Below are 12,592 nucleotides of genomic sequence, written 5' to 3' on the forward strand. Positions count from 1 at the left end.
ATTAAGCAGAAAAACACCCGTACATGGGTGTTTTTCTAGGTTAATCAAACGTTTGTTTAAATGAGAGAAAATCGTTTAAACAAACGTTTGATTAACTGTCAAAAGTGGAAAAATGTTTGTATAGCAACTATGGTATGATAGTTGCAAAAAGGTGGGAATAATGATAAATCTAAACATAGAGGTTTTTTTTCATCTCATGAAATAATAGATAGTTATTATTCGTTATATGTAAATTGTTGTGAGGAAAATAGATGAACATAAATTTTTTTGTCAAATAAAACAAAACCATTGAAATGAATATTTACTTTTGATGGACTACACGAATCGGGTTCTTACTGCCTGTTTGAGCGGGATAAAAGAAGGATAGGAAGATGAGAGGAGGTAGGCATGGGAATACTGAATAGAAGTTCGGTATGTTCTTTTTCGATACATAAAGAAATTTCCTGTGCTAATAAATGATGAAGCGAGCAAGAATTATTTATAATCCTACTTCTGGGCGTGAGCTATTTAAGAAGAGCTTACCAGAAGTATTACAAAAATTAGAACAAGCTGGATATGAAGCATCTTGTCATGCGACAACGGGTCCTGGAGATGCGACTGTGGCAGCGAGGCAAGCTGCGGATCGTAAGTTTGATGTTGTTATCGCAGCTGGTGGTGATGGTACATTAAATGAAGTGGTGAACGGTTTAGTAGGACATGAACATCGTCCAAAGTTTGGAATTATTCCAGTTGGAACGACAAATGATTTTGCGCGTGCAATCGGTGTACCTCGTGCTATTGAAGAGGCTGCGGATATTATTTGTGAAGGGAAAACAGTTCCGTTAGATCTAGGCAGAGCGAATGATACATATTTTATTAACATAGCTGGTGGCGGCCGTATTACAGAATTAACATATGAAGTACCGAGCAAGCTAAAGACAGTATTAGGACAACTTGCTTATTATTTAAAAGGTATTGAAATGCTACCGTCATTACATCCAACATATGTTGAAATTGAGTATGATGGAAAATTACTACAAGAAGAAATTACGATGTTTTTAATTACGAATACTCGTTCAGTAGGCGGTTTTGAAAAAGTAGCACCATATGCATCAATTAATGATGGATTATTTGATTTATTAGTGCTGAAAAAAGGTTCTATCGCTGACTTAATTAAAGCAGCAACACAAGCACAGCGTGGTGAACATATTAATAATCCAAAAGTGCTATACACACAAGCAAATCGAATTAAAGTACATTCACCAGATAAACTAATGATTAATTTAGATGGTGAATACGGTGGAGATGCACCGATGGAATTCGAAAATATATATCATTGTCTGGAACTATTTGTTCCTGAACATCAAGAGGATGCCCTGTAAAGGCATCCTTTTTATTATATAGAAGAATTGTAAATTGGAAGTTAGTTTGATTTTTATGGTATTTTTACAATTCGTTTATTTTATATCCATATTTTATTGGTACACTGGAGGAGATAAGAGACGAGAGGTAGGGTGTGCTATGGGGAAGATAAAAGCAATACTATTTGATAAAGATGGAACATTAATGGATTTTCATTCAATTTGGATAAAAGTAGCTGAAGAACTTGTTGCTGAATGTATACATTTATATCAATTACCAGAGTCAATGCAGCAGGCTTTATTAAAGGAAATCGGTGTAGAGGGGACATTTGTTCATCCGCGTAGCGCACTAGCGGCTGGAACAAGCCTTGATGTAGCAAAGGGGCTTTGTAAGTATATTGCGTCATCTAAAGAAGAGGAGATGCATGAGTGGGTAAGTGAAAAATTATTTTCGCTTATGTATGAGTACCGCTCCCATATGAGAATGACAGCAGATTTACCGAGAATTTTACAAGGTTTAAAGGATAGAGGATTTATTTTAGGTGTTGTTACAGCGGATGATTTCGCGCCGACAGAATTATTTTTAAAACAATATCAATTAGAATCTTTTTTTGATTATGTTGTGGCTTCAGATACGTTTCCGGCACAGAAACCTGATAAAAGAATTGTAGAATCCTTTTGTGACAAGTTTCATTTAGAGGCATGTGAAGTAGCGGTCGTAGGGGATACGCCAACAGATTTGTATTTAGCTAAGAACGGTGGCGATTGCTATGCAATTGGAGTACTGTCTGGTACAGGAGATCGTCAAACATTAGAACCACTTGCGGATTTAGTAGTACAATCTGTTGGGGATTTTATTTCTCATTCAGGTGAGTTTATTTGGGAACAAGGAAAGTCTAGTGTGTAAGAAAAATAAGTCTATACAGACGAGTCTGTATAGACTTATTTTTTATATAGTGATTAAAGGTGGTCTAGTGTGTAAGAAAAATAAGTCTATACAGACTCTTAATGAGTCTGTATAGACTTATTTTTTGTGTCGAAATAGAAGGCGTGTAGGATGAATGCTGGAAAAGAATGTTGGCATATATTTTGCAATGAAAAGAGAAAACAATGTAAAGAAAAGGATGGGGTACGTAATGAACACAAAAAAATTTGCTAAAGTAAATGAACAAATTCCTGGACCGAAAGCAGCGTCTTTACTAGAACGCCGCCAAAATATAGTACCAAAAGGAGTAAGTAACGGCATCCCAACGTTTGTACAATCTGCAAATGGTGCTCTTGTAACAGATGTTGATGGTAATCAGTACATTGACTTCGCAGGAGCAATAGGAACAATTAACGTTGGGCATTGTCATCCAGCTGTTAAAGAAGCGCTCCATAAACAAGTAGATCAATACATTCATACTGGATTTAATGTCATGATGTATGAGCCATATATTGAATTAGCAGAAAAACTTGCGGCATTAGCGCCAGGAAGTTTTGATAAGCAAGTACTATTTTTAAATAGTGGTGCAGAAGCAGTTGAGAATGCGGTGAAAATCGCTCGTAAATATACAAAAAGACCTGGTATTATCGCATTTTCTAAAGGTTTCCACGGGCGTACATTAATGACAATGACGATGACAAGTAAAGTAAAACCATATAAATTTGGATTTGGCCCATTTGCTCCAGAAGTATATAAAGCGCCATTCCCGTATGAATATCGTCGCCCAGAAGGACTAACGGAAGAGCAGTACGATGACTTTATGATTGAAGAGTTTAAGAATTTCTTCATATCAGAAGTAGCACCAGAAACAATTGCAGCTGTTGTAATGGAACCTGTTCAAGGAGAAGGCGGATTTATCGTCCCAAGTAAGAAGTTTGTGCAAGAAGTACGCAATATTTGTTCAGAACATGGCATTTTATTTGTAGCGGATGAAATTCAAACAGGATTTAGCCGTACAGGAAAGTATTTTGCTATTGATCATTATGATGTCGTTCCAGACCTAATTACGGTATCTAAATCATTAGGCGCTGGTGTACCAATTAGTGGTGTTATTGGGCGCAAGGAAATTATGAATGAGTCTGCACCGGGAGAGCTTGGCGGAACGTATGCAGGAAGCCCGCTAGGATGTGCGGCAGCATTAGCAGTACTTGATGTAATAGAAAAAGAGAATTTAAATGATAGAGCGATAGAATTAGGAAAAGTCGTAATGAACCGATTCGAAGAGATGAAAAATAAATATAATTGCATCGGTGATGTGCGTGGCTTAGGAGCAATGTGTGCATTCGAGCTCGTTCAAGATTATAAGACGAAAACACCTGATAAAACGTTAACAGCTAATTTATGTGCAGAAGCAAATAAACGCGGATTGCTTCTATTATCAGCAGGAACATACGGTAATGTTATTCGTGTGTTAATGCCGTTAGTTATTACAGATGAGCAACTTGAGGAAGGTTTAACAATCATTGAGGAATCATTACAAGCTTGTTATGAGCAAGTAGATATCGCTCGTGTTTAAAAACTGAATGATAAATCACAAGCATTCTAGCTATCTCTATGTTAAATGCAGAAAATTCACTTTATAATGAAGATAGTGAAGTGAATCGATGGATTGGAAGTTAGGGGTGGCTAGGATGGTTGCAGAAAAGGAACGAGTGTTAATGGATTTACAAGATGTATTTGAATATGCGTTTGACGAAATTTTTGTGACTGATGAAAAGGGAATCGTTGTGCGTGTAAATAGTACATGTGAAAGGCACTACCAACTAGCTGCTAAAGAGTTAGTAGGTAAACATGTAAAAGAACTACAAAAAGATGGTATCTTTTACCCATCGGCAACGTTAGAAGTAATTGAAAAAAAGAGACCGATTGAACTCGTTCAAACGACAAAATCAGGAGAGTATTTACACGTTCGTACAAGGCCTGTTTTTGATGATGAGGGAAATTTACGAAGAGTGATTAGTTACTCTCGTGATCTTACAGAACTCTACCAACTACGTCAAAAGGTAGAAGAAATGGATAATCAGTTAAAAACATATAAAAAAGAATTAAGAGAAACGTATGAGCATGAAGGACTTATTTTTAAAAGTATCGCTATGCAAAAAATAGTCGAAACAATTAAGAAAGTATCTGTAGTAGATAGTACAGTTCTCGTTTTAGGTGAGACAGGAGTAGGGAAGAGTCGATTGGTGCGTCATTTACATGAAGTGAGTAATCGAAAGAATGAAAGTTTCTATGAGATTAACTGTGCGGCTTTGCCAACGAATTTAATTGAATCAGAGCTTTTTGGATACTCAGGTGGATCTTTTACAGGTGCGAATCGTGAAGGGAAAAAAGGACTATTAGAATCGGCGCATAAAGGAACCCTTTTCTTAGATGAAATTGGCGAAATGCCGCTTGAAATTCAAGCGAAGCTTTTGCAAGTGTTACAAGAAAAAACGTTTCGCCCTATAGGCGGAAGAGAATTAAAAAAGGTGGACGTTAGAATTGTAGCGGCAACAAATAGAGATTTAAGTATGATGGTGAAACAAGGAACATTCCGGAAAGATTTATATTATCGTCTGAATGTCATTCCAATTTTAATTCCGCCACTCCGGGAAAGAACAGAAGACATCTTGCCACTCATTTATCATTATTTACAGCACTTTAACGAGAAATATGGTCGGAATATAAAATTAGCGCCTAGCACATTGCAAATATTTGTTGGATACCCGTGGGAAGGAAATAATAGAGAAATTGAAAATGTGATTGAGCGAATTGTTATAACTGCTGACGATATTGTTACGATAGAAGATTTGCCAATAGCGATGCAAGAATCAACGGTTGAACAGTCCGGTCAAAGTCTCTATAAAATGTTAGAAGAAGTAGAACGGAATATTATTTTGAAAGCATATAAAACATATGGATCGAGTTATAAAGTAGCGGAGTTTTTAAAAATAAGTCAATCTGCTGCCACTAGGAAGATAAAGAAACTTATAGAGGAGGAAGAAAACATTGGATAAAAAAGCGACGTTTGTAAATGTAGAGAAAAAGGCGATGTATATAAATGGTGAGTGGATTACATTGCAGGAGCAAATTGAAGTAAATAATCCAGCAACGAAAGAAATATTTGCGACTGTACCAAAGGGCGGGGTAACGGAGGCAAAGCAAGCTGTTGATGCTGCGCATGAAGCTTTTAAATCATGGTCAAAATTAACGGCAGCAGACCGTGCAACGAAATTAAAAAAGTGGTTTACACTTATCGATGAAAATAAAGAAGAAATTGCAGCAATTATGACGAAAGAGCAAGGAAAGCCGTTTCTAGAAGCGCTTGGTGAAGTGAATTATGCAAATAGCTTTGTTGAATGGTATGCAGAAGAAGGGAAACGCGTATATGGTGAAATGATTCCTGCTTCTCATCCGAATAAACGTATTTTAGTTATGAAGCAACCAGTTGGGGTTATGGCAGCTATTACGCCTTGGAACTTCCCGGCAGCTATGATTACGAGGAAGGTGGCCCCGGCACTTGCAGCAGGCTGTACGGCGGTTGTAAAACCAGCAAGTCAAACGCCATTGACTGCACTGAAATTAGCCGAATTAGCTCATGAAGCAGACATTCCAAAAGGGGTAATCAATATTGTAACAGGTAGTGCGAAAGCAATTGCTGATACGTGGATGGAAGATGGACGCGTTCGAAAGGTGTCCTTTACAGGATCAACGGAAATCGGGAAAGAATTAATGGCTAGTGCTGCACAAACGATGAAAAAAGTTTCGCTTGAGTTAGGTGGCCATGCTCCATTTATCGTAATGAATGATGCGGATTTAGATAAAGCGGTAGAAGCGGTGATTGGTTCGAAGTTCCGTAACGCAGGACAAACGTGTATATGTACAAATCGAGTATTCGTTCAAGAAGACGTATACGAAGTATTTGTAGGGAAGTTCCAAAAGGCAGTAGAGCAGCTGAAAGTTGGAGATGGCTTCGGTGACGGAACGACTGTAGGACCGCTTATTGATGAGAATGCAGTTTCGAAAGTACAAGAACATATCGAAGATGCAGTTCAAAAAGGTGGAGAACTCTTATATGGAGGCCAACAGATTGCAGAGTTAGATGGACATTTTATGCAACCGACTGTAATTGGGTTGGCAAATGATACGATGCTTTGTATGACTGAAGAAACATTTGGACCAGTTGCACCAGTTGCGAAATTTAAAACAGTTGAGGAAGTAATCGAAAGAGCAAATAATACACCATACGGCTTGGCTGCGTATATTTTCACGAAAGATATTAGTCAAGCATTCCAAATTAGTGAAGCATTAGAATACGGTATTATCGGATTAAATGATGGACTTCCATCAGTTGCACAAGCACCGTTCGGTGGCTTTAAAGAGAGTGGCATTGGCCGTGAAGGAGGCCATTTCGGTATCGAAGAATATTTAGAAATTAAATATATTTCATTAGGGCTATAAGTAGTATACTAGAATCTCTATAAGGTAACAGAGAAGGAGATTCTAGTATGGTATATTGGCTATTATTACTTGTTACAATTATTTTTGAAGTAGCTGGAACAATTGCGATGAAATTATCAAATGGTTTAACAAAGCTCGTTCCAAGTGTACTTATTTTCGTATTTTATGGAATTTGTTTCAGCGTATTCGCAATCGTGGTGAAAAAGATTCATTTAAGTATTGCTTATGCAATTTGGTCTGGTGTTGGGACATTACTTATTACTATTATTAGTGTGTACTTTTTTAAAGAGCACATTAGCTTATTCCAAGCATTTTGTATTCTTTTTATCGTGTTAGGAGTAATTGGACTTAAGGTTTCATCTGCATCATAAAAGGCTATCTTCCGCTGCGGGAGATAGCCTTTTGTTTTTGTTAAAACGCCCAGTTTCCTTTACGGAAGATTGGTTCATGTCTTCCGTCAGCTGTAATACCGTCAATATCAAGCTCAGCTGATCCAATCATGAAGTCGTTGTGTGTAATACTAGTGTTCGCACCATTTTCAGCAAGTTCTTCTTTAGACATCGTTTTTCCACCAACTAAGTTAAATGCATAAGCACTTCCGATTGCAAGGTGGCAAGATGCATTTTCGTCAAATAGCGTATTGTAGAATAAAACATTTGTGTTTGAAATTGGTGAGTCATGAGGTACTAAAGCCACTTCTCCTAAGAAGTGAGAACCTTCATCTGTTTCTACTAAATGTTTTAAAGCCTCTTCACCAGTTTCTGCTTTATAGTCTACGATACGTCCGTTTTCAAATGTTAACGTGAAGTTATCAATAATGTTACCTGCAAATGCTAACGGTTTTGTGCTAGACACTTGGCCGTTTACACCTGTTTTAAGTGGCATTGTAAATACTTCTTCAGTTGGAATGTTCGCCATAAATGGTACATTCTTTTCATTTAAGCTACCAGCACCAGCCCATACATGCTTTTCTGGAAGTTCGATCGTTAAATCTGTTCCAGGACCTGTATAGTGAAGAGCTTTATAATGTTTTTCGTTTAAGTAATCAACTTTTGTATGTAACGTTTTATCGTGTTCTTTCCATGCTTCCACAGGATTTTCTAAATCAGCGCGAGTCGCTTTGAAAATAGCATCCCACAGTTTTGCTTCTTGTTCTTCCGGTGCAACGTCAGGGAATACCTTAGCAGCCCATTCTTTCGTAGGAACAGAAATGACACACCAGCTTACTTTATCAGCTTGTACGTAATCACGGTATACTTTCATTGCTTCACCAGCTACTTTATGAGCAGCTGCAATACGCGTTGAATCTACACCTTTTAATAAATCAGGGTTTTCTGCATAAATAGACATAAATGCAGCGCCTTCTTTTGCTAATTCTTCACGAGCGTGTGCTTTCCAAGAAGGGAATTCAGAGAATGCTTCTTCAGGAGCTAGATCGAACTTTAAGCGTGTTAACGTTTCATCATTCCAATCTACATATACGTGTTTTGCACCAGATTTATATGCTTTTTCTGTAACGAGGCGTACAAATTGTACAGCTTCAAGAGGTGCACTAATTGATAATGTTTGTCCTGGTTGAATATTAACACCAACATTGACTGCAAGGGCAGCATATTTTTCTAACGTTTGTTCAAATGACATATGTATAATCTCCTTTAATTTGAAAGATTTCTTACTATATATAATACAAGAAAATTCAAAAAATATATATAAATATAGCGTAAAAAGAGAGCTCAAAATATATTGAGCCCTCATCGTCATTTAATCGAAGAAGCAAATTGTTCTACAGTCGTCGTATGGTGTATGCGCACACGCTTCATTTTTAATAACTCATCGGGTTCACCTTTTGTAATGAACTTTCCAGGTTTTGTTGTCGTTGCAAATTGATAATATTTCTTCGTTTCTGCAACGACTTTATCATTTACATGACCGAATGGATAAGCAACTGCGATAACGGGCTTACCTGTTATTTTTTCTAGTTTTTCTTTTGATCCCTTTAATTCTTCTTCGTAGTTTGTAATCTTCGGCAAGTCGGCATGTGTTGCAGTATGAGATTGCATGGAGAAAATACCGGAATCAACCATTTCTTTTATTTCAGATGTAGAAAGGGATCCTTCAGTATCGACATTATTAACAATCATATATTCTGTTGCCGCCGGTTTAAACGTATCATCTTTTAACTTTTGTAAAATATGAAAGGCATTCATATTATTTTGCATACCGTCATCAAACGTAACAAAGATAGGTTTATTCACTTTATTAATATCGCCCCAGCGTTCAAAGGTTAGTAAGGTATAGCCGTTGTCTTTTAAATATTTCATTTGGGCTTCAAAGTTAGCAGGTGATACGAATAAATCTTTAATGCCTTGTCCGGGATAATTATCGATTGCATGGTACATAAGAACGGGAACCTTTTGCTCGAAAGTAATAGCAGATTTTGTGAGTGGAATGGTCTTCCCATCTTCTTTCATTCCTATTGCTTCAATTTGAAACTCACCGCGTTTTCCTTCAAATTCTTTTATGTCAAAAGGAAGTGAAAATTGCTTTTCCTTTTCTTTAGAAGACAAAGATTTAGCAGTTTCCTTTCCATCAGCGGTACGCCAAATTTTATATTGTACCTCAGTAAAAGTATCTTTTATATCTGTCATATGAATAGTAGTATTTGTAGCTTCGTGTGTAATTGGGTTATAAGAAATTTTACCTTGTTCTTGCGCGGTCTCTACTTGTTCCTTAGTTTCTTGAACCTTTTTCTCTTTTTTAGGTTCCTGGCTTACGTTACTAGTATTACAGCCTGCTAGAATGGCAGATGTACATAAAGCGATTGCTGCATATTTTCTCATAAAATCACCTTCTATTGTGTATTATGTTGCATACTTATATTTAAAATCCCCACCGCTGTAAGAGCGGTGGGGATATACCCTTGTTCATCATATCATTTTTAATTATGAGATAGGTTAGTGACTTTCGATAGAAATATTCTTTCGTCTTTTAGTAAAGTTTACTTTATCCCGCATTAACGGGCAGTAAGACCCTATCTCAGAATTCAGCAAAAGCAAAGAGGTTATGTGAGGGATCAACTGCTCGTAAAAGTCCGATTGGTTCAACTAATAATCAGTGGGGGTGAACAAAACCCCCACTGATTAAAGTTTCACTTTATAAGAGATATGAATTTTTCCATAGATGTATTAGGCCCTACAAAATGGCGTTTAATTAAGTACTGTTCGTTTGGTATCCCTTTTGTAATGTGATTACCATGATCAGTAGTTACTGCGAATTCATAATGTTTTTTTGTTTCTTCAACAGCCGGATCATTATAAGAACCTACTGGATAGGCGAGAGCGATGACCTTTTTACCAGTAAGAGCTTCAATTTTTTCTTTCGAACCACGTAATTCCTCATCATAATTGCTTGAATGAGCCATCATCGTATGATTAGCAGTATGAGATTGAATAGAAAAAATGCCTGAATCCATCATTTGTTTTATATCATCTGTTGATAGACGATTTGGTTTGTCTATCTCATTTGCAGTAAGAAATTCAGTAGCTGTAGGTTGGAATGTATCATCCTTCAGTTTTTGTAAAATATGAAGAGCATTCATATTATTTTTTCGACCATCATCCATGGTTACAAAAACAGGTTTATTTACACGATTTATATCATTCCAACGTTCAAACGTAAGCATCGTATAACCGTTATCTTTCAAATATTGCATATGCTTTTCGAATTGCTCAGGTGGTACATATAAGCCATAATCCCCATCACTTGGCCCAGGGTATTTCTCAATCGCATGGTACATTAAAACGGGTACACGTTGTTGGAATGTAATTTTAGATGTTACTAGATTTGTTTCAGTATTATCTTCTTTGATTCCTATTGTTTCAATTTGAAATTCGCCACGTTTTAAATGAAATGATTTTAAATGTAGTGGGAGGGCAAAGTCACGATTTTTTTCTTGTGAAGTAAAAGTTTGTTTGCTTTCAGGACCATCAGCAGTACGCCAAATATTGTAACGTACTTGTTTGAATGAATCTCTTAAATCTTTGGTATAAAGCGTGGTGTTTTGTGCGTTATATTCATACGGATCCCATGTAATAACTCCTTGTGTTAAAGGAATTTCAACTGCTTTCGCTTTTTTTGGTTCAACTGTTTGTTTCGCCGTTGCTTCTTTTATTTGTTTATCACTAGAGCTACTAGTGTTACAACCTACGAGAATAGCAGAAGAAAGTAAAGCGATATATGTATATTTTTTCATTCTATCATCCTTCTATTGTGTTTTAATTATCATCACTTATGTCATGAAACGATCGTTCTTATAAGTGACACTAATTCAAATTTTTGATTTTAAAAATTTGAATTATACCCTTGTCCATCATATCACTATAGAATATATAGGGGAATACGTTTTTGGAATATTTCGGAAAAAATACCTTATTTTTTTCTGGTGAGATTTACATAAAAATACATTTAGAAGATGAAAAAACTCCACCTAAACTTCCTTTAGAAAAGGAGAAGTAAGGTGGAGTTTTTTATTAAATAAATAATCCAGCGATTGTTGCAGATAAAATAGAAGCAAGTGTTGATGCAAATAACATTTTCCAGCCGAATTTAGAAACGATGCTTCCTTGTTTTTCAGAAAGGGCACGGATTGTACCGACAATCGCACCAATTTGGCTAATACTTGCGAAGCTAATTAAGAATACTGTAACGATTCCAACTGTACGTGGAGATAATGTTGATGCAACATCTTTTAAATCAAGGATTGCTACAAACTCGTTTAATACAATCTTCGTACCCATAATACCACCAGCTGGGATAATATCTTGAGTTGGAATACCCATTAAGAATGCGAATGGAGCAAGTATATAACCGAAGATTTGTTGTAACGTAACAGCATATCCCATTGCACCTGAAGCGGCGCTAATTACGTAGTTCACAACTTCCATCACACCGATGAAGGCGATCATTAATGCAGCAACGATACCAGCTACTTTTAAGCCGTCAAGCGCACCGTTAATCATTGCGCCGATAAAACTGTCTCCGAATAAAGTTCTATCAAATTTTTGAATCACTTCATCTTCTTTCTTCGTATCAACAGGTGTTAGTAACGAACAAACAATTAAGCTTGAGAATAAGTTTAGTGGAAGAGCTGCTAGTACATATTTGGCATCTAACATCATTACGTATGATGCTGTAACAGAAGCAGAAACTGAACTCATTGCAGAACAACAAATGATAAACATACGGTTTTTGTTAAAATGCTGTAAATCATTTTTAATAACGATTAACGCTTCACTTGAACCGAAGAATACAGAGTTTACTGCGTGGAATGATTCAACGCGTGGTAAACCAGTGATTTTTGAAATTGCACCGCCGACAACGCGAACAATGAATGGTAAAACACCTAAATAACTAAAGATAGAAAGTAGTGCTGAGAAAAATACGATAATTAATAGTACGTTTAAGAAAAAGACAAAATCTCTTTGAATTCCATTAAAGAGAAAATCGACACCTGTCGTACCAAGTTTAATTAGTTTGTTGAAAACTTTACCAATGAAAATAATGATTTGTTGACCAATCTTTGTGCCAAACATAAACCAACCGATTAAAATTTGGAAACCAATCATAATTGCAATTGCACGGAAGTTGATTTTACTTTTGTTGTTTGACAAAGCAAAACATAAACCTAAAACGACAAGAATACCGATAATGCTCATTACATATTGCATGTAGTTGCCCCTTTCAGAAGTTCGTATAAAGTTTGTACATAAAACTCCCGTTATATTACTAAAAATAAAACAAAGAGGTTTTATGTCATACGTAAGAT

Annotated in this window: 10 protein-coding genes; 6 read left to right on the forward strand and 4 right to left on the reverse strand. The window is 36.4% G+C overall.

The features are described from left to right. Positions 1–455: 455 nt before the first annotated feature. The 6 genes from DN390_RS19490 (at position 456) to DN390_RS19515 (ending at position 7,139) form a co-directional block, all read left to right on the forward strand. A complete protein-coding gene (locus DN390_RS19490; RefSeq protein ID WP_000977668.1) occupies positions 456–1,361 on the forward strand; it encodes a diacylglycerol kinase in 906 nt (301 codons plus the stop codon). Between the two features lie 139 nt (positions 1,362–1,500). After that, positions 1,501–2,247 carry an HAD family hydrolase gene (locus tag DN390_RS19495; RefSeq protein ID WP_147808147.1) on the forward strand — a complete coding sequence of 249 codons (747 nt, stop codon included), beginning with the start codon at positions 1,501–1,503 and terminating at the stop codon, positions 2,245–2,247. 229 nt (positions 2,248–2,476) lie between these two features. After that, the gene (gene gabT / locus DN390_RS19500) at positions 2,477–3,841 is read left to right on the forward strand and encodes a 4-aminobutyrate--2-oxoglutarate transaminase (protein WP_097949796.1); all 1,365 of its coding nucleotides are present in this window, start codon (positions 2,477–2,479) and stop codon (positions 3,839–3,841) included. Between the two features lie 115 nt (positions 3,842–3,956). Beyond that, positions 3,957–5,324 (forward strand): sigma-54 interaction domain-containing protein, encoded by a 1,368-nt coding sequence (locus DN390_RS19505; protein WP_098609045.1) that lies wholly within the window; start codon positions 3,957–3,959, stop codon positions 5,322–5,324. Next, entirely contained in the window at positions 5,317–6,768 is a 1,452-nt protein-coding gene (gene gabD / locus DN390_RS19510; RefSeq protein ID WP_147808148.1) for an NADP-dependent succinate-semialdehyde dehydrogenase, read from the forward strand. Before DN390_RS19505 ends, gabD begins: the two co-directional genes overlap by 8 nt. A gap of 47 nt (positions 6,769–6,815) precedes the next feature. Continuing rightward, positions 6,816–7,139 (forward strand): DMT family transporter, encoded by a 324-nt coding sequence (locus tag DN390_RS19515; protein WP_000263262.1) that lies wholly within the window; start codon positions 6,816–6,818, stop codon positions 7,137–7,139. 40 nt (positions 7,140–7,179) lie between these two features. On the opposite strand, the gene DN390_RS19520 is transcribed toward DN390_RS19515, so the two are convergent. The 4 genes from DN390_RS19520 to DN390_RS19535 form a co-directional block, all read right to left on the reverse strand. Next, positions 7,180–8,409: an aminopeptidase gene (locus DN390_RS19520; protein ID WP_147808149.1), complete on the reverse strand. Its 1,230-nt coding sequence runs from the start codon at positions 8,407–8,409 to the stop codon at positions 7,180–7,182. 116 nt (positions 8,410–8,525) lie between these two features. After that, entirely contained in the window at positions 8,526–9,608 is a 1,083-nt protein-coding gene (locus DN390_RS19525; protein ID WP_147808150.1) for a polysaccharide deacetylase family protein, read from the reverse strand. A gap of 308 nt (positions 9,609–9,916) precedes the next feature. Then, positions 9,917–11,020 carry a polysaccharide deacetylase family protein gene (locus DN390_RS19530; RefSeq protein WP_147808151.1) on the reverse strand — a complete coding sequence of 368 codons (1,104 nt, stop codon included), beginning with the start codon at positions 11,018–11,020 and terminating at the stop codon, positions 9,917–9,919. Positions 11,021–11,297: 277 nt separating this feature from the next. Next, a complete protein-coding gene (locus DN390_RS19535; RefSeq protein WP_060629340.1) occupies positions 11,298–12,494 on the reverse strand; it encodes a NupC/NupG family nucleoside CNT transporter in 1,197 nt (398 codons plus the stop codon). Positions 12,495–12,592 lie beyond the last annotated feature (98 nt).

Source organism: Bacillus sp. SH7-1 (genome assembly GCF_008042405.1).
Taxonomy (GTDB): domain Bacteria; phylum Bacillota; class Bacilli; order Bacillales; family Bacillaceae_G; genus Bacillus_A; species Bacillus_A thuringiensis_N.